The organism is Sphingobium sp. 15-1, assembly GCF_013375535.1.
Taxonomy (GTDB): Bacteria; Pseudomonadota; Alphaproteobacteria; order Sphingomonadales; family Sphingomonadaceae; genus Sphingobium; species Sphingobium aromaticivastans.
In genome coordinates, this window is the sequence record NZ_JABXJG010000001.1 from 3010939 (window position 1) to 3031018 (window position 20080).

Annotated in this window: 26 protein-coding genes; 1 reads left to right on the top strand and 25 read right to left on the bottom strand. The window is 62.8% G+C overall.

Annotation, left to right across the window (positions count from 1 at the left end):
- The 13 genes from HUK72_RS14400 to HUK72_RS14460 form a co-directional block, all read right to left on the bottom strand.
- A complete protein-coding gene (locus HUK72_RS14400; protein ID WP_176597335.1) occupies nucleotides 1-2520 on the bottom strand; it encodes a phage tail tape measure protein in 2520 nt (839 codons plus the stop codon).
- Nucleotides 2520-2657: a GpE family phage tail protein gene (locus HUK72_RS14405; protein ID WP_137710118.1), complete on the bottom strand. Its 138-nt coding sequence runs from the start codon at nucleotides 2655-2657 to the stop codon at nucleotides 2520-2522. Before HUK72_RS14405 ends, HUK72_RS14400 begins: the two co-directional genes overlap by 1 nt.
- Before the next feature lie 8 nt (nucleotides 2658-2665).
- Nucleotides 2666-2974 (bottom strand): phage tail assembly protein, encoded by a 309-nt coding sequence (locus HUK72_RS14410; RefSeq protein WP_176597336.1) that lies wholly within the window; start codon nucleotides 2972-2974, stop codon nucleotides 2666-2668.
- Between the two features lie 59 nt (nucleotides 2975-3033).
- Nucleotides 3034-3549 (bottom strand): phage major tail tube protein, encoded by a 516-nt coding sequence (locus HUK72_RS14415; RefSeq protein ID WP_176597337.1) that lies wholly within the window; start codon nucleotides 3547-3549, stop codon nucleotides 3034-3036.
- A gap of 41 nt (nucleotides 3550-3590) precedes the next feature.
- A complete protein-coding gene (locus HUK72_RS14420) occupies nucleotides 3591-4769 on the bottom strand; it encodes a phage tail sheath subtilisin-like domain-containing protein (RefSeq protein WP_369805994.1) in 1179 nt (392 codons plus the stop codon).
- An 11-nt stretch (nucleotides 4770-4780) separates the two neighbouring features.
- Nucleotides 4781-5131, bottom strand: a complete 351-nt coding sequence (locus HUK72_RS14425; protein WP_176597339.1) for a GPW/gp25 family protein — start codon at nucleotides 5129-5131, stop codon at nucleotides 4781-4783.
- Complete coding sequence (locus HUK72_RS14430) at nucleotides 5131-5685, bottom strand: phage baseplate assembly protein V (RefSeq protein WP_176597866.1); 555 nt, start codon at nucleotides 5683-5685, stop codon at nucleotides 5131-5133. The genes HUK72_RS14425 and HUK72_RS14430 overlap by 1 nt, the downstream gene beginning before the upstream one ends.
- A 1324-nt stretch (nucleotides 5686-7009) precedes the next feature.
- On the bottom strand, nucleotides 7010-7828 hold the full coding sequence (locus HUK72_RS14435; protein WP_176597340.1) for a DNA adenine methylase: 819 nt from the start codon (nucleotides 7826-7828) through the stop codon (nucleotides 7010-7012).
- Nucleotides 7829-7999: 171 nt separating this feature from the next.
- Nucleotides 8000-8257, bottom strand: a complete 258-nt coding sequence (locus HUK72_RS14440) for a hypothetical protein (protein ID WP_176597341.1) — start codon at nucleotides 8255-8257, stop codon at nucleotides 8000-8002.
- A 14-nt stretch (nucleotides 8258-8271) separates the two neighbouring features.
- Complete coding sequence (locus HUK72_RS14445) at nucleotides 8272-8658, bottom strand: tail fiber assembly protein (RefSeq protein WP_176597342.1); 387 nt, start codon at nucleotides 8656-8658, stop codon at nucleotides 8272-8274.
- An 11-nt stretch (nucleotides 8659-8669) separates the two neighbouring features.
- Nucleotides 8670-10880 carry a phage tail protein gene (locus tag HUK72_RS14450; RefSeq protein ID WP_176594951.1) on the bottom strand — a complete coding sequence of 737 codons (2211 nt, stop codon included), beginning with the start codon at nucleotides 10878-10880 and terminating at the stop codon, nucleotides 8670-8672.
- A gap of 11 nt (nucleotides 10881-10891) precedes the next feature.
- Nucleotides 10892-11443 (bottom strand): phage tail protein I, encoded by a 552-nt coding sequence (locus tag HUK72_RS14455; RefSeq protein WP_176597343.1) that lies wholly within the window; start codon nucleotides 11441-11443, stop codon nucleotides 10892-10894.
- Nucleotides 11440-12333 carry a baseplate J/gp47 family protein gene (locus HUK72_RS14460; RefSeq protein ID WP_176597344.1) on the bottom strand — a complete coding sequence of 298 codons (894 nt, stop codon included), beginning with the start codon at nucleotides 12331-12333 and terminating at the stop codon, nucleotides 11440-11442. The genes HUK72_RS14455 and HUK72_RS14460 overlap by 4 nt, the downstream gene beginning before the upstream one ends.
- Nucleotides 12334-12521: 188 nt before the next feature.
- On the opposite strand from HUK72_RS14460, the gene HUK72_RS14465 reads away from it, so the two are divergent.
- The gene (locus HUK72_RS14465; protein WP_176597345.1) at nucleotides 12522-13232 is read left to right on the top strand and encodes a hypothetical protein; all 711 of its coding nucleotides are present in this window, start codon (nucleotides 12522-12524) and stop codon (nucleotides 13230-13232) included.
- An 8-nt stretch (nucleotides 13233-13240) separates the two neighbouring features.
- Here the strand turns inward: HUK72_RS14465 and HUK72_RS14470 are convergent, their stop codons facing one another.
- The 12 genes from HUK72_RS14470 to HUK72_RS14525 form a co-directional block, all read right to left on the bottom strand.
- Nucleotides 13241-13912, bottom strand: a complete 672-nt coding sequence (locus tag HUK72_RS14470; protein WP_176597346.1) for a phage virion morphogenesis protein — start codon at nucleotides 13910-13912, stop codon at nucleotides 13241-13243.
- Nucleotides 13909-14424 carry a phage tail protein gene (locus HUK72_RS14475; RefSeq protein ID WP_176597347.1) on the bottom strand — a complete coding sequence of 172 codons (516 nt, stop codon included), beginning with the start codon at nucleotides 14422-14424 and terminating at the stop codon, nucleotides 13909-13911. Before HUK72_RS14475 ends, HUK72_RS14470 begins: the two co-directional genes overlap by 4 nt.
- Entirely contained in the window at nucleotides 14424-14681 is a 258-nt protein-coding gene (locus HUK72_RS14480; RefSeq protein WP_218035980.1) for a hypothetical protein, read from the bottom strand. The genes HUK72_RS14475 and HUK72_RS14480 overlap by 1 nt, the downstream gene beginning before the upstream one ends.
- Nucleotides 14653-15132 carry a hypothetical protein gene (locus HUK72_RS14485; protein ID WP_176597349.1) on the bottom strand — a complete coding sequence of 160 codons (480 nt, stop codon included), beginning with the start codon at nucleotides 15130-15132 and terminating at the stop codon, nucleotides 14653-14655. The genes HUK72_RS14480 and HUK72_RS14485 overlap by 29 nt, the downstream gene beginning before the upstream one ends.
- A 4-nt stretch (nucleotides 15133-15136) precedes the next feature.
- Nucleotides 15137-15619 (bottom strand): N-acetylmuramoyl-L-alanine amidase, encoded by a 483-nt coding sequence (locus tag HUK72_RS14490; protein ID WP_176597350.1) that lies wholly within the window; start codon nucleotides 15617-15619, stop codon nucleotides 15137-15139.
- A 5-nt stretch (nucleotides 15620-15624) separates the two neighbouring features.
- Nucleotides 15625-15957 carry a hypothetical protein gene (locus HUK72_RS14495; protein ID WP_176597351.1) on the bottom strand — a complete coding sequence of 111 codons (333 nt, stop codon included), beginning with the start codon at nucleotides 15955-15957 and terminating at the stop codon, nucleotides 15625-15627.
- Nucleotides 15958-15960: 3 nt separating this feature from the next.
- On the bottom strand, nucleotides 15961-16206 hold the full coding sequence (locus HUK72_RS14500; protein WP_176597352.1) for a tail protein X: 246 nt from the start codon (nucleotides 16204-16206) through the stop codon (nucleotides 15961-15963).
- Entirely contained in the window at nucleotides 16206-16688 is a 483-nt protein-coding gene (locus HUK72_RS14505) for a head completion/stabilization protein (protein ID WP_176597353.1), read from the bottom strand. Before HUK72_RS14505 ends, HUK72_RS14500 begins: the two co-directional genes overlap by 1 nt.
- Nucleotides 16685-17095 (bottom strand): hypothetical protein, encoded by a 411-nt coding sequence (locus tag HUK72_RS14510; RefSeq protein WP_176597354.1) that lies wholly within the window; start codon nucleotides 17093-17095, stop codon nucleotides 16685-16687. Before HUK72_RS14510 ends, HUK72_RS14505 begins: the two co-directional genes overlap by 4 nt.
- 123 nt (nucleotides 17096-17218) lie before the next feature.
- Nucleotides 17219-18076, bottom strand: coding sequence for a phage terminase small subunit (gene gpM / locus HUK72_RS14515; protein ID WP_176597355.1), 858 nt, complete (start codon nucleotides 18074-18076; stop codon nucleotides 17219-17221).
- Nucleotides 18077-18118: 42 nt separating this feature from the next.
- Nucleotides 18119-19171, bottom strand: a complete 1053-nt coding sequence (locus HUK72_RS14520; protein WP_176597356.1) for a phage major capsid protein, P2 family — start codon at nucleotides 19169-19171, stop codon at nucleotides 18119-18121.
- Nucleotides 19172-19225: 54 nt separating this feature from the next.
- The gene (locus HUK72_RS14525; protein ID WP_176597357.1) at nucleotides 19226-20068 is read right to left on the bottom strand and encodes a GPO family capsid scaffolding protein; all 843 of its coding nucleotides are present in this window, start codon (nucleotides 20066-20068) and stop codon (nucleotides 19226-19228) included.
- Nucleotides 20069-20080 lie beyond the last annotated feature (12 nt).

Here is a 20080-nt window from a genome sequence, read left to right on the forward strand (position 1 = left end):
TCAATCGTCCTCGAAGCCGCGTCCGCGCCGCTCGCGCTCGATCGCTTCGAGGGCCTTGCGGACCTCTTCCGCTATATCGGTGGCGGATGCGCCGGGGCCGGCGGTGATGTTGATGTTGTAGGTCGCCGGCGCGGGCGCGACGGCAGAGGACGGCGCGCTGGCGGCGGATTGAGCCATGGCGGGGGAAGCCGCGGCCATGACAGGGGCGACGGCGCCAGCGGCAAGCGCGCTGGTCATCCGTCCTGCGATGTCGGTCATGCGCGCCAGCAATCCATCGCCGCTGGCGGTCATGTTGCCGGTCATCGCATCCGACAAGCCGGAAATCCGGGCCAGCGGGCTATCTGTGTTCGCGGCAAGCCCCTGATCCAAGCCGGCCATGACGAAGCCCCCCAGCCCTTCGAAGACGCGCGAGGGCGAATGGATGCCCAGCTTCGCCTTGAACCAATTGGCGACCGAACTGGCTGCGCCGATGATGGTCGATTTGAGCGCGCCGAGCATGCCGAGGACGCCGTTGATCAGGCCTTGGATCAGATTGCGTCCGATTTCGGTGAAATTCAGCGACCGCAGGAAAGTGAGCGCCGGCGCGAAGGCGCTGATCAGCAGGCCCAGCGGCGTGAATTTCAGGAAGGCGGCGATCAGAAAATTGATCGCGCCGCCGACCATGGCCTTGATGTTTTCCCACAAGGCAGAGAACCAGGCCGTTATCGCGCCCCAATTGTCATAAATCAGATAGGCCGCAGCCGCGACGGCGGCCACGGCGGCGACGATCAGCAGCAGCGGCCCCAGGGCGATGCCCAGCGGCGCGGCAGCGGCGGTCAGAGCCGCGAAGCCCAGCGCCAGGCCGCCGAGCAGGATCAACAGCGCGGCGCCGGCGCCCATGAAGATCATGATACCTTTTGCGAGGACGGGATGTTCCTGCGCCCATCCCCGCATCGAACTGGCCGCTGACTTCACATAGTCGGCCAGCTGGACGACCGTTGGCAGCAATGCCTTGCCCATGGTGATGTTGAGGCCGGAAAGCGCATTGGTGGCGAGGCCCGTCGCGCCTTCGGTGGTGGCAATGCGGTTGAGGAATTCGCCGTGCATCGATCCCGCGACCTTGTCGGCGTCGCCCACCAGTTCAAGGCGGCGCTTCAGCCCGTCGAGGTTGGTCAGCATCGGAGCGATGGCCGCAACGCTTTCCGAACCGAAAAGCTGGGTCAGGATGCCCGATTGCTTGTCCGCGTCCAGCTTGCCGATCCGCTCCATGACGTCGATGATCGTGCCGGCGGCGTCCGTCTGCATCCGCTTGCCAACGTCGGTCGCCTCAAGCCCCAGCTGCTTATAGGCGGCGATCTGCGATTTGGTGGCCGCATCGCCCTTGGTGAGCGCCAGCATCGTATTCTTGATGCCGGTGGCCGCGACCTCGCTGGGGACGCCGATGCTGTCCAGCGTGGAGCCGAGGGCGGCGATCTGCGGCGCGGCCAGGCCGGCGACCTTGCCCAAGGGGCCGATGCGCGTGATGATGTCGGTAACGTTCGCGGCCTTGCCGCCGAAGGTATTGGTCAGGGCATTGACGCGGTCGCCCAGGGCGACGACGCCGGCCTGGGGCAATTCGAACGCGGTGCGCCACTTCGCCATCGTCTCGCCCGCGATATCGGCGGTCATGTCGAAGGCCACGCCCATTTCGGCCGCGTCATTGGTGAACTGCAACAGCTGCTCACGCTGGTCGCGCATGGGCTTGCCGAATTTGTCCATGCCGACGCCGGCGGCACCCGCAGCGGCGGCGATGGTGGCGAGTTCGTTCGCAGCCATGGGAATGCGCTCGCTCATGTCGAGAAAGTCGGTGGACATGCGCTCGATCGCCGGCGCGGCCATGTTCGTGACCTTGGAGACGTCCGCCATCGCGCTTTCGAGGGACATCGCCTGTTTGGTCGCGGCAACGACCGGCACGGCGGCGGCGGTGCCGGCGGCGATCATGCCGAGGCCAACGCCCGTCGCCTTGCCGCTGATGTCGTTCAGCTTGTCCGAATTGCGCTTCGCCTGCTCGACCTTTTCCAGCTGGGCCGTCTGCTGGCGCAAGGCCTGGTTGGTGTCATGGACGCGGCCGGCAAGGCGGCCTTCGTGCGAAGCCAGGTCCGCGACGTCGATGCCGGCGGCCGACAGCTTGGCGGCAAGCTGCTGAAGTTCGGTGCCGCCGGCGTCGAGGCGGGCGGCCAGCTGGGCGGTGTGGCGTTCGGCCTTCTCGAATTCGGCGCGCAGCTTCTTCGTGGGGCCTTCGGTCGCGGCGATCTGGTCGCGCAGGGCGGCGACGCGCTGCTGGGCTTCCTCATATTTCCGCGTATCGTCCGCGAACCGGGTTTCCTTGGCCTTGTAGCTGCTGACCTGCTTTTGCAGGGCGTCGAGGGACTTCAGCTGCTTTTGCGTTTCGGCCAGGTCGCGGCGCGCCGCAGCGGACGCGCCGGTGATCTGCTTCAGCGGTGCCGTGACGCGGTCCAGCCCTTCAAGGATGACCTGCAATCGAAGGTTCTTGTCTGCCATCAGCGCTTCTTCGTTTTCGGCGTTTCGGGGGGCTTGGAGCGTTTGGCGGCCTGATCGCGCCAGGACATGAGTTCGGACAGGTGCATGTCGTCCATGGATTGCGGCGGCCAATGAAAGATGACCGCCACGTCCGCCATCGCGTCATCTACTGATCGAGGGCATCCATACGCTGCGACTTCTGCAACAAAAAACCGCCGATTTCCGCGCCGCATGCGAGCAGGTCCGCCGGGTCGAGGTTGGCGGCCTCGGCTTCGGAAATGGGCGGCGTCGAGATGCGGGGCAGCAGCTTGGTCAGGGCATCGACCTTCAGCTGGCCCAGATCGACCAGGGAGAGGCCGCGCAGTTCGCCCGACTTGGGCTTGCGCAGGTTGATGGTGTCGACCGTCTGTTCGCCGCGCACGATGGGCGTGTCGAGGCTGACGGTGCGGAACAAGGGGGTGGCGGGTTCGCTCATGATGATTTTCCGGTGATGAAGGGAAAGGTTGCCCGACGCGGCGCGCCGGGCAGGATGGATCAGAAGAGGCCGAGGCCACTGCGCTGTTCGGCCATCAGATCGACGCCGTTGACGATAAAGACGGCGTTCAGCGGATCATATTCGATCTCGGTTCGGCCGTTCCAAACCAGCTTGAAATAGGCGAGCGTGGTCGTGACCTTGAATTCCCCGACCTCGCCCACTTCCTGGTCGCCCATGTCGACTTCGTTGTGGCGACCGCGCACGATGACCTCGACCGTATCGGTCGCGCCGGTGTCGTCCTTCTGGTGGAAGCCGACCCAGCGCAGATAGACGCCGTTGACCAGGAGGACGCCGAACTGGCGAAGGATATCGCGCATCGGGCCGCCAAAGGTCGAGGCCATTTCCAGAAGGCCGTCCATGCCCATGTCGATGCCGATGGCACCGGGCATGCCGCCGCCGCGCCATTCCTCAATCTTGCGGGTCAGCGGGGGCAGGGTCACGGTTTTGACCTCCCCCATGTAATTCTGGCCTTCGTTGAAAAGCATCATGTTCTTGAGGATGCTGGGGAGTCCCATGGCTTGCTCCTATGCGAATGAGGGGGAGGGAGGCGGGCCGGTCAGCTGTTGCCGGTCAGCAGGCTCGCGAAGTCCGCGAAATAGCTGTCGGTGATGCGCTGGTTGAAGCCGAGGTCTTCGAGCGGCGGCGGGACCGTATAGTCATAGTCGATCCGCAGCTTGCCGGCCTTCAGGCTGACGGTGCTGTTGTTCGCCTCGTCATACCAGGCGTTGGCGCCCAGGACGACGCCGGCGGCCTTCAGCTGAAGGAAGAAGCCGTTGATCGTCTCGACAATGTCGCGGACCAGCGCCGGCGTTATGGGCTTGTCGATCGCCCAGAGCATGCCGTTGACGACCGTGTCCGCGAGCAGCTGGGCGACGCGCACGGTGCTTTCGAAGGCGAACAGGCTTCCCGCCTCTGCCGTGGTGCGGTTGCCCCAGAAACGATAGCCGCTGTCGGTGCGGATCAGCGCCGTGATTTCCTTGGCGTTCAACTGGCCCGCTTCGCTACTGGCGTCCTCGATATCCCAATAGATATCCTTGGTCAGACCGACGACGCCCTGGACCTCATAATTGGACAGGGTCTTGTGCGGCCCCACTTCCTCATCGATCCGCGCGCGGAGGCCCATGGCACGGGCAGCGGCGAAGCTGGCGATGTTGGCGGCTGACGCGGTATCGAAGGCGAGGAAATCGGGATAGAGCAGCATCAGTTCGCGGCCACTGAAATTGGCGCGGAACAGGATGGCGTCGGCCGTCGCCTCACCGACCAGGCGAGCATAGGCGAAGCCGCGCAACTTCTGCGCGACGACGACCAGGGCAGCAATGACCGCCTGCGTTTCGAGGCCGGGGGCACCGATGATCTTCGGCTTGACGCCCAGCTGCGCCTGCGCCGCCAGCAGCGCCTGCATGCCCGTCTTCTGCCCGTTTGCGTCCGTCGTGCCGATGACGTTCGCAGCGGTGCCAGCAGCATCGGCGCCTTCCTCCACGCGGACGACCACGACGACAGGGCGAGCCTGGTCCGCAATGGCGCGCAGCGCAATGGCAAGCGTTCCATCGACGCCGGCATTGCCGATCGCCGCTTCAATATCGGTGATGCGGACGGGGCGGTTCAGCGGAAAGGCGTCGGCATCAGCGTCGGCCGAAGTCGCGACCAGGCCGATGATGGCCGTCGAAACGGCGGTGAGGGTGCGGGCGCCCTCGCTGATTTCGGTAAGCGTGATCCCATGTTTGAAGGCCATGATCGGCTCCTTGGCTAGACAGAGAGGGGGATGGAGAGGCGGACGAGGGCGTTGGTGGCGCTAGTGTCGGTGCGGGTCGCATCGATCGTGATCGTGGCGGAGCCGGGGCGCTCGCCCGCGACCAGGCCGACGCGGCGCAGGCGAATACGGTTTTCCCAGCGCGACAGGGCGACAGCGGTCGCCGCGTAGAGGCGCAGGATGTTCGCCGACGTCATGGGCTGGTCAATCAGTTCGAGCAGCAGGGAGCCATATTCGCGGCGGCCGACGCGCGATCCCATAGGGGTGCCGAGAATATCAGCCACCGATTGCTTGATATGGTCGAGGCCATCGAGAACCGCCCCGCTGATCCGCGCCATGCCTGCCATCAGACGGGCGCCCCTGTCTGGGCGGCGCCGGACTGGACGCCACTATGCTTATGGCCCTTCAGGCTCTTGCCGCCGCCCAGGACGTCTTCGGATGCGGTGACTGTGCCGGCGACATTGACGTTGCCATTGATCGTCACATCGGCGTTGAAGGTGGCACCGCCGGGAGCATCGATCATCGCGGTGCCGCCTTCGGGCAACGTGACGGCCAGCGCATGCACGGCCTGATCATAGGCGATGATCGCGCCGTCTGCGAATTCCAGATGGACGACGTCGGGATTGGTGGACGGTGGCGGGCAGGCGTCGGAATAGAGGCCCAGGACGACAAAGGCGCTTTCCATATCGCCTTCGGGGGAAAGGATGACGCACTGTTCCCCGACAGTCGGGGGTGACCAGGTGCGGACGCCGCCGGCGCGCTGCGCGATCCATGGCAGGTCGCCGGTCGTGATATCGCCGGTTTCGACGGTGCAGGTGGCGTTGGCGTGATCGACCGATGCGATGGTGCCTAGCTGGATGACCTGCCCGGTCAGCTGTTCATGATCTTGGGATTGCGCCATGGGCGGACCATGGCGCGCACCTTCCTGCGTTTCGCGGGCGCGCATTTGTAGAGGCCGCCTCTACAAATGCGGTTGATTGTTTGCTGCCCTTTGTTGGCTCGCCTTTACGCCGCTACGTCAAAGATGGGTGGCTTTCGGTCAGGCAGCTTTGGCGCTGGAATTGTGCAAAGCTGACTTTGGGATAGTTCAGCCGTCGCACTTGGCAGCTATCCTCGGCCGAACTGACATAAGTTGCGCGTTCCTTAACTCGAACCCAGCGGAACGGCTTCCTGACAACACAAGCATGAAATCTCGATCGTCGCGCATGTAGGTATGTGCATAATATTTGATAGGCAACGACGAAGGCACGTCGCCTCCTGTCACCAATCGCTTCACCTGAACATGAGCGTCGATCCAGCCATGACCGAGAATATCTTCGTCATTTTGGACTGATTTATATTCGCCATTCTTTATTCGGCCGACCACGATAGTATCGGCGCATCCGTGGGACAAAGTTCTGTCCTCAATCGTTGCGGACTGAACCGTCGCGCAAGCTGACGTCAAAGCCGCGATTGCTAACAGGGATGATCTCGGTTTCATTCGCAGGAATGTGGCCCGATGGGCTTTGTGAAGCAATGGCTGCTTACAGGCGCATGACGTGTTCATTCTCATAGCAAAAAGTGGTCGTCATCGGGTGCTAAACATGAGTAGCAAGGCGAACGCGGCTCCCGTCACGGCGATGAAAACCCATCCGCTTAGACCCAACCAATAAAGGATCGGTTTATCATGGCGCTTGAACGTTAGCCCTCTGCTCGTCACGATGCCCGTTCGAAACGAGACGACAGCCTCGCGAACGAAGAACGCAACGAACAGCGTCAGAAAGATCAGTGCAACATAAAGCATGTGGCACAGGCATATCACGCGTGAACGTCAGCTTCTAGGAGATGCAAGGGTCGCCATTGACAGCAAAAACTGGTCGTTCGCAGACTAGCGGTTTCAATCCGCATGCCAGTGGATAAACGCCAACCCCGATAGAAAAATGGCGAACGACAATACGGCTAGGCACCACCATTCCAGAGATTCGGGGGCCACGCGAAGCGACAACGCCATCAATGGTGCCTCTACCAAAAGGAGGGCTGCAATCGTCAACCACGCCGATAGATTGAGAGGCAGGTAGTTATAGCCGAGCCAACGTCGGAAGCGGGGCTTATCCATCGGCACACAATAGCAGCGTGTCCAACGTCTGCAATCGGAGTGCTGATCCGATCAATCGAATGGCAAGGAATGGTCGCTAGAGGGCCGGCCGCTTTCGCCCCTGCGCTGATGTAGGCGCAGGGGCTGAACGTCACAGATCGTTAGCAGGAAGCACGAAGTTGCTGATCAGTACTTCACCTGCTTTCGTCGGCTTGCCGCCGATGCTGTAGGTGGTGTCGATCGAGGCTATGGCGAAGCGCGCGAAGGTCTCTCGCACACCGGCGGTGTCGTTAAGCGACATCAGGAACTTACCTTTGATCCCTGCCAGCTGCTCGGCCAGCGCAGCGAAATCGCTGCGGCTGAAGACATCGGCCCCATAGTCGCGTTCGCAGGCCCAATAAGGTGGGTCGAGGTAGAAAAGAGCGCCGGCGCGATCATAGCGTCGGATGAAATCGGCATAGGGAAGCCGCTCGATCACGACGGATTGCAGCCGTTCATGGACATCGGCCAACATAGGCTCGATCTTGCCGACGTCGAAACGGGCGGGTGCGGCGGCATCGACGCCGAAGCCTCGGCCCGACACCTTGCCGCCGAAAGCGAGGCGCTGGACATAGAGGAAGCGGACGGCGCGCTGAAGGTCGGTCAGGCGATCGGGATCTTGTCCAAGGAGCCGTTCGAATTCGGCGCGGCTCGCGACGCGGAAGCGGAGCATGTCGACCAGATAGGGATAATGCTCCGCAAGGCAGCGGAACAGCGTCACGACGTCGCCGGAAATGTCATTGATGGCTTCGGCGCGCGGGCGGCGCGAGCGGCGCAGGAAGATGCCGCCCATCCCCACGAAGGGCTCCGCATAGCTGCTGTGCGGGATGCTGTCGATTATGGCGCAAATTCGCCGGGAAAGGTTGCGTTTTCCGCCGATATATCCGGCGACGGGAGAAACCGGGCGAACGGGAACAAAAGAGGTAGACATGTAGGAAATCCTGCACGATGTCCCGCCATGGCATGCCACGGAGGGAACTCAAAAACGGGCGGGCGCGCCGCCCTGAGAGTGCGAGTGCAGGCTCGCGGTTTGGAGATGTGGGGACATCCCAAGCCCCCTCCGTTAAGGGGGAGCGGCGGCGTTCATAGCCGCCGCCGGTCTCTATTCGGCTGACGGATCGACCGCAGGCATTTCCGGTTCCGGCGGCGGCATGGTGATGACGCCAAGGCCGATCTTGTGAGCGACGCCGCGCGCCACTTCCGCGACGCGCTCCTTCGTCGCCGCCTTGTCATAGCTTCCGTCATCTTTCAGCACGGCATTAACGCGGCGTTCGTGCTTGATGTCGCCGCTGGTGAAAGTGACGGGGACGCTGCGGCTTTCGCTGTCAAATGCGCCGATTTTGGTGGTCAGTTCGGTCATGGATCAATCCTCGCTTAGATGGTTGGGGCGATAGGCCAGTCGATAGCCGTCAGGTCAGCGACAGTTTCAGGGAGGTCTCGCAGCGCTTGGCGATATTGCCGCCACTCCGCACGCTGTTCATCGGTCAGGCTGACGTCGGGCATCTGGGTATGATCGCAGTCCGCGAGGAGGCCATTACGGCGCTGGCGGAGAGCGGCTAGAAGCTGGGCATCGGTTGGCGGCGGCGGCGCGATCGTCATCGGCATTCCGTCCCCATCGGCGACTATGATCCTGCCGGTCGCTTGCTCATCCATCATCTGGCGGTGCAGGTCGGCGGATATCGCTACTGCATCAGCGGGCAGGGCGGAGTGGATAGCGTCGTCAAAGAAGGCGATATCGCCGGGGCTGAAATAGAGGCACATGCGGAGTTTCCTTATCGGCCAATGGCATAAATGCGGCAGTAGGTCGGGCGGTCAGCATCATTGTCCGAACGAGCGCGCATGACGGTGCAGCCGCTGGTCGTTGGGTCGCCAACCAATTGATACCATGTGTCAGCTTCCACGCTGGCGATGTCGACACGCGTTGTTAGCTGTACATCCAACACCGCATTCGGGAACTGAATAGGAAAGGTTGCGGACGCCGTGGTTTCAACATTCTGCTGCGATGCAGTCGTACACCACTGCATGATCATGCCGTTCGGGAGCCTTTGATAACCCGCAGCCGACAAATTGTTGGCGAAATCGGCATATTTCGCCAAGTCGCTGGCTTGGTAGCCGTCGACCATATCGGCATCCAGACCGGAGCCGCTGCCGTCATTGTCGGGGCCGAACAGGTGGTTCCCCGCGCGGCGAACGGTCGAGCCGTTCACATCCAAAATACCACCCGACAGATTGCCGTCGAAGACGAAATTGCCCTGATCGGTCGCATCGACAGTCGCCTTGAGGCGCGTGCCGGCCCATCCGATATAGACGAAGTTGGAGCCTTGGCCGACGCCGCCGCCTATCCTGACGGGTGTATAGCCGAGGCGGGCTGGAATGTTCGTGAAATAGCTGCTGTCCTGCCCGTCGAGAAGATCAGCATCCAAGCCGGAGCCAGCGCCGTCATTGCCTGCGTGCCAGAGGGGATTGCCGCTCCAAAGCAAGGTGCCTGACTGAAACAGCGCGAGCGAACGAACAAAAGCCCCCGATGTGTCCGAAAGCGCAAAAGTCAGAGCGCTGGCGGTTGTGTCGTAATAGCCGACCACGCGATCAACATTATTGGCGGAGGGACGCCAGATGAACGCGGGCGAAGCTGAAATGCTGTAAAAGTTGGTCGCGTTCACTGCGCCGGTGAATGTATCCCCCGCTCTGTTCGCGGGCGTGTAGCCAAGGCGAGCCGTTATGTTCGTGTAATAGCCGCTGTCCTGTCCATCGAGCATGTCGGCGTCGAGGCCAGACCCGGCACCGTCATTACCGGCGTGCCACACGGTCGATCCGTTATAGGTCATGCCGCCGGACGACCAGAGCGAGAAATATCGCTCGTTGCCCGCCGACTGCCGGTTCCAAGAGAAGGTCAGCCCTCCCGTTTCATGCAGGTACATGATGGCCTGATTGGCACCGCTGTTTGGCAGCGCCACTTGCCCCGCATAGATTGTCGGAACAGCAATGTTCCCCGTAAACGTGTCGCCTGCCCTATTCGCTGGCGTATATCCAAGCCGGGCAGTGATGTTGCTATAGTAGCTCCCGTCCTGCCCATCGAGCAAATCTGCGTCGAGGCCGGATCCGCTGCCATCATTGTCAGGGCCGAACAGATGGTAACTTCCACGGCGAACGGTTGCGCCGTTCACGTCCAGAGCGCCGCCAGAAAGATTGTTGTCAAAAACGAAATTGCCCTGATCTGTGACATCAACGGTCCCCTTCAAGCGGGTTCCAGACCATCCGATCTTGACGACGTTCCCCAGCTGACCGTTGCCTGTGCCCTGCTGGACCGGCGTGTAGCCGAGGCGAGCAGTGATGTTGGAATAATAGCTACCCTGCTGGCCGTCGAGCAGATCGGCATCCAGCCCCGATCCTGCGCCGTCGTTCGCCGGATGCCAGATACCTGAGTTGCCTACGCCAAAGCGGGCGTCGAGCCAGGCGGTCACCGCGTCCTTCACCATCTTCGCAGCAGGAACGCGGCTGGTGTCGAGTCCAGCGATCGTTTCGGCCAAAGTGGACAGTTCAACGACGCCAATCTGTTCAGTTGTGGCGGGCGGGTTGAGGAAATTGGCGTCGCCAAAGGTGATGGTGGTGGCTGCAATGTCCTCGAATTTGACGTCGATGCCGAGCAGCATCATGGCCTGCGCGGATTTCTCGATCAGGACGGCGGCCTGCCCGTAAATGCCGAACAGCGTCCCGTCGGCCAGATACATTGCGAGGCTGCGCACGTTGAAAACGTCGCCGCTTTCGTCCCGCACGATCAGGTGAATGGTATCGTCCGCGACGACATCGCCCGACAGTGTCGCGAGGCGCTTGAATTCACCAGGCAGGGCCGCAGTAGCCGGGGTGGCGGTGACGGCGGTCGCGGTAAGCCCGACTTGGGCGATCGTGACAGGTGCCGTCCCGGTGTTGGCGGCGTTCACGAGCGCGGTGCGGCCCGCATTGGTGACGATGAAGGTAAAGGCCATGATTCCTCCGGTCAGGCCGCCGGCGCCGTGCAGGACAGGCGGGCGTAGATGGTCGGGCGCACCGCTGCGATCAGGCCAACGCTGGCCTTGGCGGTGATGCCCTGGGTGAAAGTGAAATGGCTGCGCACCGGCTTGGCGCGGCCGACTTCGGCAATGACCTGGTCGACAAAGGCGGCCGATGCCGGCGCGCCGTTCTGATCAAGGTTCAAGACCAGGCTGAAGGTGTGCGGATCGCCTTTCGGCACCATCTGCCACCATTCGCGGATCGCGACCGAACCGCCGAAACTCTGGACGACCGAACGAACAGATGCGGCGGTGCCCTTCTGGCGCGCGATAGGGATCGCCTTTCGAACGCGCTCGCGCTTGATCCCTTCCGACCAATCGGACGACCAATTGTCTAGGGACAGTCCCCAGGCCAGCCAAGGCAGCAGGCTAATGGGGCAGTTGTCAGGCGACCAGACAGTGCGGATCGGCGTGGGCAAGTCGAGCATGCCAGCAGCGACCTGTTCCAGCGCCTTTTCCAGCGCGGTCGAGCCGGGAGGCAGCAGCGTGGGATAGGTCATTCGCCCGTCCCCGCATAGTTGACGGTCGTGCCGATGCAGAATGGTGCTTGGGTGCGTGAAATGATGATGTCGGCCGCCGGCGAGGTCAGGACGACATTCTGGACGCCCTCGACATGCAGGGCGGCGAAGAGGGCCGAGCGAGTGATGTCTCGGCCCAGGCGGTGGCTTGCCTCGACATAGGCATCAAGGCTTGCCTGGGCGGCGGCCAGCACCACGCCCCCGTCAGGGCCGCTGAAGGTCGTCAGAGTGGCAATGACCGCATAGTTTACGATCGAAGCGGATTGCACGGTGACGAAGTCGGTTAGGGGGCGCCGCGTTTCATCCGACACATAGGCCGAAATCGTCGCGATCAATTCGGGGGAGGCGGTTCCGGAGCCGGTGCGGGAGAGGATCGAAACCAGCACTTCGCCGGGATCGGGACTGGTGGCGCTGGCGTCCAGCACATCGGCATCGGCCGACAGGGCATGGAAAATATAGGCGCCCTCCGGTCCCGCGACCGAATAGCCTTCGGGAGCCAGCACCATTCGGCGGCGGAAATCGGTGTCGCTTTCCATCACCGCCGGGATGCCCAGCACGGTATCCGCCGGCGTGATCGTCAGGCGGGTAATGCCGAACAGGGCCGCGATATTGTCGAGGTCGGCACCCACGGCATAGGCCGGCATGACGGCGCGGCAAGCGTCGTTTACGCGCTGGCGGACCATCTGAACGATGTAGGAAACGACCTGCAACAGCTTCGTCGCCGGATCGCTGTCGCGGCTTTCGAATTCCGGCATGAGCGCGACCATGCGCGCGACTGCGTCGGCCTCGATCGTATTGAAATCGAGAGCCTCGATAATGTCCGGCGCGGGGAGGCGCGACAGATCAACGGCGGTATAGGTTGCATCGGCCATGGCGCCCATGTCGGGCGGGGGTCATGGGGGGCGCTACCGCCTGCATTTGTAGAGGCGGCCTCTACAAATGGACCAGTCTAAACTCAGAGGGTCGAGAGAAACTCAACATTTAAGGATCGCGAATGGATTTCGCGAACGGATCATCATGTTGTAGCAGGTCCGCAAAATGGCAGCGACCTGGAGGGCTTATGGGGGTAGGTAATACGTTCGATCGGTGGTCTAGTCGCGTTGCAAACATCTGGACCTTTGCGGGAGCAGTAGTCCCTGGGACAATTGCCGCATTCGTGATCGGCTCAGCTTCTAAAAGCATTGGTTGGATTAGCCATTTGGGCGCCTTTGGCGTATTGTCATCAGCCTTGATTGCCTTCTTTTTAACTACTGTATCGATCTCGCTAATGTCGAGAGCCAGCTTGTGGCGAGTAGAAGCGCGGAATAGATCGAGGTTAAGTGGTGACAGTTCTCCGTTCGACCCGATGCAAACAATTTTCCAAAACAAACGGATAAAGGTAACTGATCTTGTAAATCCATACGATCAAGTTGTATTGAATAAGAAATTTATAAACTGTGAAATCATAGGACCAGCCAACATTTTCGTTGTATTTAACAACGCAAAATTTCTTAGAAATCATTTCGATCATGCCGACGCCATAGAAATTCGGGACGATGCTATCCCACAAAATGCGATTGGCTTTGCGGGATGCGATTTCGAACAGTGCCGATTTTTCAAAGTAAGCATGTTGTTTCAGGCAAATAGCCGAAAGGCGGCGGATCAAATTATCGCCAATTTGAACTGGCTGACTGACATTGAGCCTGCGGTTCCGGCGCTGGAAGATCAATCAGGCTCCGAAAATAGCCTTAGACGGTTCTTCCGAAAGGTTGTTGGAGCGGGCCGAGACTGAGCGAAGGCTCAAAGCGTTTCCATGTGATTGTATAGCAAATCCAGCAGCCGTTCCCGATCTGCTGGCGTGGCCCCCAGCAATTCGCGCTGGGGATAGGGAACCACCTTCGCGCGTAGTGATGGCTTATCGCGCAGGCCATATTGGTGGACGCCGGCGATCTGCGACACCTTGCCGGAAAATCCGACCCAAAAGCCCTGGTCGTCGGCGCTGGTCTTCATGAACCGGGAACTGGCGAGGCGGCGGAACATGGCCTTTCGCCGCAGGCCGCCGCGCCGGCGCAGTTTGCCGCCGCCAGCATTGCGATATTCTTCCGGCACCGGAAGCCATTTGACGACCTTGGCGAACTCGAAAGAGCGGATCGCGCCGGCCTCGATATCGAAGCCGGTCATCATCTGGCCGTTGCCCCAGGTGAAACTTTTCATGATCACGCGGCGCGGTGCACCGCCGCCACCAGCGGGATAGAGAAAACAGGCCGCGCCCCGGCCCGACACCGGCGGTTCCTTCTTCTTGCGCGCTTCGAAGGCCGATCCGTCGGGCTGTCGCTGGGCGGTGATGCGCTCGCGCTGGCTGATCGCCAGTTCGCGGGCCATGCGGCGCATGAGGGCGCGCCGCTGGCCCGACGATAGGCCGCGCAGCAGGCTTCCCGCGATCCGTTCGATTTCGGCCAAGTCGTCGCTCATGTCGCCGGCGGCACCGCCGGGGTCAGCACGGCGTCAGGATCATCGGTTTGCGCCAGCAGGTCAGTGCCGCCGAAGCCCTGCCAGAAAGATGATGTGACGCCGTCGAATTGATTATAGGTCGGTTCCGCCGGGTGCGTGACGTCATAGCCGCTGCCATCGGGGCGCGGGATGACCAGGACGGTTTCGGTCAGGTCGATCGACAGTTCGACGTCGGACAGATCGCCGTCGAGCAGTTCGGCTTCGAAGGAAAAGGGCTGGCTGTCGTTGCTCATGAGCAAGCTGGGCTGTTCCTTTTCGATCCAGGCCAGCACCGGGACCATCAGGCGGTCGCTGTCGCCGGCGAAATCGGTGAAGAGGGCCTTCAGCGTATAGCCATAGACGAAAGACAGCGTCGCGGACTTGCGCGTCATGATCTGGCCGCCCTCGATATAAATCTGAAGGCGGTCAGCATGGGTTGCCAATTCGGGCAGGAACGCGGTCAGCCAGCGCCGCAGGCTATCGGCCTTGCGCATCAGCCGGCATCCTCGCAGGCGCCGGCGCTATGCCAGCGCACCAGGCGCACCAGCTGGTCGCGCGTCGAGGCGAGCGCCTTCGCGATGTCGATGATGACGGCCCGGACAGCGGGCGGGATTTCGGCCTGGGCGTCCTTGGGGAAGCCCCCCGGCGCGACCGGGCAGGTCAGCAGGTCAGGCGGCGGCGTGTCCTTTACCTCGATCGCGACGACGGGCGGCGCGGGGCGGTCAACTGCCTGGTGGGCGCAGCCCTGCAACGCGATTGAGGCTATCGAACCAATCAGGCCCAACGCGATCATCCGGGGCAATCTGAGCATCGGCTTTCTCCATCTGCGCGGCGGCATCGGTGCGGCGCGCGGCTTGGTTCTGGGCAAGGGTAGTGTCGGCGGCCGATTTCGTGGCCTGGCGCTCGACGGCGCCCGCAAGGATGGCGTTGGTCGCGGCCTGCGTCTGTCGTTCGAAGGCGGCCAGGTCCGCAATGCGCTGGGCGCAGGCATCGACCTTCTTGCCGGCGCCGGTAAAGGTGGCGCCGGCGGAGAGGCAGGCCTTTTCCGCCCAGACCTGAAGCTGATCGCGATCCCTGCGCGCGGTGGCGCCCCAGGCATAGAGCGCCGCTGCCGCGCCCGCGATGGCGATCAGCAGGACGGTTTCGCGGGAGCCGGTCAGCAGCCCCCAGGCGGTTTTCAGGATCACGGTCAGCTTCGCCATGGGATCAGCCCCCGTTCAGCCAGCCCGCAACTTCGGGCTGGACATCGAAACAGGGGCATTGCTTGGTCCATTCGAACGGATCGACCCTGCCATTGCCGTTCTTGTCGGGCGAGAGGTCGCGATGGCCGAGGATGCGCGACGGCGGCACCTTATGCCGACCAGCGACATCGCGGACCAGCACGGCCAGCGCGGCTTTCTGGGCCGGGGTACGGGTGTCCAGCGGCTTGCCGGCGGCGTCGAGGCCGCCGACATAGACGATGCCGATCGAGTTGCTGTTATAGCCGGCGGCATTGGCGCCGATTTCATCTTCGCGCCGGCCCTTATGCACGGTGCCATCGGCATCGATGACATAGTGGTAGCCGCAGGGGCGCGAGGCGCCGGCGCCGAAGCCCCGCGCCTTATGGTCGCGGTCGATATCCTCAACGGTATAGGCGCGGCCCGCGCGGGTCGCGGTGCAATGGATATTGATGCGGTTGATGATGCGCATGGGTCTTAGGGCCTCTTTTTGGTGAAGCGGTCAGCCAGGTCGGCGGGGATGCGGGTGAGGGCGTCGGACGTCGCCGCGATCAGCCGGGGCGTGGCGTCGAAGGCGATCAGGGCGATGCCGAAGCCGATCGACTGCGCGATGAATTCATTCCAGCCGGTGAATTCGATGATGGCCTGGGTCGCGTAGAAGCTGACCGTCGAACCGACGATCCACTGGACGAAGCGCTGGCGCCACGACAGGCCGGGTTTCCAGACCTGGGCGACGCCCGATCCGATCAGCGAGGGCGCGAGCGAGCCGATGAAGTCGGGGGCCGATTGAAGAAGGGTGCGCAGGTCCATGGATCAGTCCCAGAGTTGAACGAGGGGCCGCACGCGGGTCGCGCTGGCTTCGGTGGTGGCGGTGGCCGGCACGATGACGACGGTGCCGAGCGGGAGGATGGTGCCGAGGTCGGCAAGGCCCGGATTGGCGTCGAGGACGCGCGTGAGTTCGTTCGGGCCAAGGCCCGCGTCGCGGAACAGCAGCTGATCCAGCTTGTCGCCCTGTCGGGCCACGAGTTTGATTGGGGATGGGCGCAGCGCGGCGGCCATCAGATCAGCCAAACGCCGGTGCGCAGATGGCCTAGCATGTCGCGGATCGCGTGGATGGCATCGCGGCGCAGTTCATCGATCGACGGGGTGAGTTCGTCGGCCTGGCTGCCGCCGGCGGACGTGGTATCGAAATCGCGGTGGCGTTCGATCAGTTCAGCCTTGGCGAACAGAGCGACCGCGCGCTGATAGCGGATCAGCTGCACGCTCTGACCGTCCAGCTGGTCCGCCGGGACGTCTGCCAGCTTCGCATAGCCGGCGGCACGACAATCCGCGGCGAATTGCCGCAGGTCGATTTCCGCCGACATGATGCCGCCCAGGATCGCGGCGCGCAGGCGGGCGGGCGTGATGCTGGTCGGAATGCGCGCGACGTCCCGCACCGACGCCGGATCGACGTCGGGGAAAAAGCCGTCATTCACGACGACCGTTTCCGGCGCCGGCGGCTGCTCGATTTCCGAGGCGAGAGGGCGCGCAACGAAACTCATGCCATCGCGTTCCGGGCAAGGATCGACGCACCGCCGACGAAGACCATGACGCCAAGGATCAGCAGGCAAAGCGCCGACGAAGCGCGCGGCACGATGCTGAAGCGATCCGACAGGCCGACACCGACCGCGAAGTAGATGAGAGCGACCGCGACCCAACAGGCGAGCGCAGCGATCAGATAGGCGAGGATGCCAGGATGCCCGAACAGCCAGACAAAGAGCAGGACCGCCAGCTTACCGAAGAAATAGGCGATCAGCGTCGTGCCGCAGCATCGCTGCACTATGGCGAGCCGGGTGCATACGGTGGAATCCCAGCCCTTGCGCATGGCAAGTGGCCATTCGGCCAGCATGCAGATGCCGCCGACGAGGATCGCGGCGATCATGAGCCAAGCCAAAAACGTATCGATCATGGGTTCTGTCCTTCGTTCCGGCCCGCCGGCATACGGGGGTGGGGATCGGGACAGAGGGCGGCCCTATGGTCCGAAAACCTCCCGCCTCGCGCGATCCGCCCCCGAGCGCCGGGGGCGAGCCTGTCAGGCGGCCTGCTGGCCGCCCTGTTCGTTGATCTGTTCGGTGATGGGCGGCAGCGCCTTCAGCAGCTTTTCCGCGCGCTTGACGCGGTCGAGGACGCCCACGCGGTTCCAGAGGCGATGGGCCTCCGTCAGCGTCGTCCGCGCAGCCAGCAGCGGCCCACGGCATTCCTTCGCGTCCATGTCCTCCGCTGCGCGCAGCTGCTCGACGCCGATGGCCTTCAGCAGCTTGGCGCGAACCTCATTGTGCATGTCGACGCCGTCGACCAGGTCCGCGACGCGGGTGAGGATGTCCGCCGGGAAGGCTTCGCCCAGCGCCTGGACAGTCTGGGCGGCGGCGGTGATTTCATCGACCACGACCGTCGCGACGTCGCGCTTGTAGCGCGCTGGCATGGCGACTTTGTGCTTCAGCAGGAACGGCACCAGGTCGAGCGCGGCGGCAAAGTCGCCGGTATCGATCAGCCAGACCATGCAGGTCGGCACGACCTCGCCAATCAGGCCGTCGCCCGCGCCGGCATCCGCCGCCAGGATGGTATCGATCCATGCCTGATATTCGGGCAGCATCCGGCGCTTGGCAGCGACCTTGGCATCGACGCCCTTGATTTCCTTCAGGTCGCGAAGGTCATGGGTCAGGCGCAGCACGATCTGGGCGGCTATACGGTCTTCGGCCGACGTCGCGGTTTCGGGGGCGGTGACGATCGCCGTCGCTGCGATCTGCTCGCGGTGGATCATGGCCGGGGTGCGGTCCACGATCAGCGGGGCGGGTTGCCCTCCCCCATCGGAGGAGACAACCGGTTTCGGGTCAACGGCGGCGGCAGCGAGGGCGGCCATGCGTTCCCGATGGGCACGTGCTGGTGTCATGATGTTGTTCCTGCTCGATGAGGGCGGGCGGGAGCCGAAGGATTAAACCTTCGGCCCAAGCTGGATGTTTTCGAGCAGGGCGGCCTTGCCATACTCTTCGACCATGAAAGCGTCGTTGATGCTTTCGAAGTTATCGATCTGATCCAGCGACGGATTGTCCTGGATGGCGCGACGGGCGGTGCCGATTTGCCAGTAGTAGGACAGGTTCTTGAAGCTGGTGATGAGGATGCTGCCCGCCGGGAAGAAGGGCACCTGGATGGTGGGCTTACCGCCCAGCTGGCGGCTCGAAAGGATCACGTCGCGAGCGACCTGTTCGGTGGCCTTGTCGCCGGCTTCCGATACGATCTTGAAATATTTTTCATGGACGAGGTCGCTGCCCACCATGACGACCAGGTCGGTCGCGGTGCGGTAGCGTTCGTGAATGAGGTTCTGGATCGCGTCGAAGACCAGCGCGTCGAGGTTGACGTAGTCCGCCGTTCCGGTTTCGGAGACGTAGATTTTCAGGGCATCCTTGGTGCCGTGCGCCATGACGCGCGCCGGCGCATAGGTGCGGATTTTGTGCAGCCAACCAAAATTGACGTCCTGCAACAGCGGGAATTCCTCACGGTCAGTTTCCACCGCCGCAGCCACGCCGTTGAAGCCGATGCACATGACGTCTTCGGCCTTCTGCGCCAGCACCGCGTCGCGGCACAGCTGCTGGAATTCCGGCTGATGCGACCAGGCATCGAGCAGTTCATAGGACCAGGCATAGTCATAGTCGGTTTTCTTGCAGAGATACTGGTCGATCTGGTCCGACCCGGTGATGTCCTGCGGGCTGCGCTTGTTGCCGGCGGCGCGATTGGTGCGGCTCGCCAGTGAGCGATTGACGCCCACGCCCACGCGGCTGCCCTGCTGGTTGACGACAGGCATGACATTGATGCGCGACATGAAGTCGCTGATTTCGCGCAGCTTGGCCTGGAGCTTCTGTTCGATCGCCGGCGCGACGTTGAATTCGGCCAACTGGCCGGGGGTCGCGGTGAGGCCGGCGGGAAGCCCGTTCAGCTTCGCCACCTGGGCGACGAAGGCATGAACGAGCAGACGGGTAGAGGTGAGCATGTCCGGTGTCTCCGATGGAGGGAGGGAGCAGAAGGGAGGGCGCGGGAGGGAGGATCAGCAGTCGGTCAGGAAGGCTGCATTGCCGCCGCCGCTGGCCGGCTGACGCGAAAAGCCCTGCTGTTCGGTATTTTCCAGCTTGGCGGTGAGTTCCGCGACGGCGGCGTTGGCAGCGTTCGCCGCGTCCAGGGCGGGCTTGACGGCGGCGGCCACCTGCTCGCCGATCGCGGCGAAGGCAGCTGTGAAATCCACAGCATTGTCGTTCGCGGGCTTGGGCTGGGGTTCTTCCTTCGGCTTTTCCGTTTCAGAGCGGCTGAACATGGTGGCGATGCTGGCGAAGCCGGCCTTGATGGCATCGGCCACGCTGCCATTGTCCGCGCCATCCGGCTCCATGACGATCGTGGTTTCGATCGAGGCGGAGAACAGATTGTCGGGATGCACCTTGCGGGCGTCGAACATCGGCTTCAGGCCGGAGAAGGATAGGGCTTCGGTGCCGAGCGACGCGGGATTGTCGGTGACGGCCAGGCCGACCAGGCCCACTTTGCCGGTGCCGGCGAAATCGGGGCTGATTTCGACCGATGTGAAGATTTTCTGGCCGGCCTTGTTGATCTTCAGCAGCTGTTCGTTCGGCTCGACCTGCGCATAGAGCGCGCGGCAGCGTACCTTCTGGCCGTCGATTTCCAGTTCGTCATGCTGGGCCTTTACCGCCGTGACGCTGCCATAGGCGTTGAAGGGCGGTTCCGGGCTGAAGCCCTTGATATGCTCGCAGTTGATGCGCGGCGTGTAGGTCGCGGCGTTGAAGGTGGCGACGATATCGTCAATCCATGCGGCCTCGATCTTGCGGCCATCGCTGGCGGTGAAGCCCTCGACGAAGACGCGGAAAAATTTGCTCTTTGCCATGGTCGGTTCCGG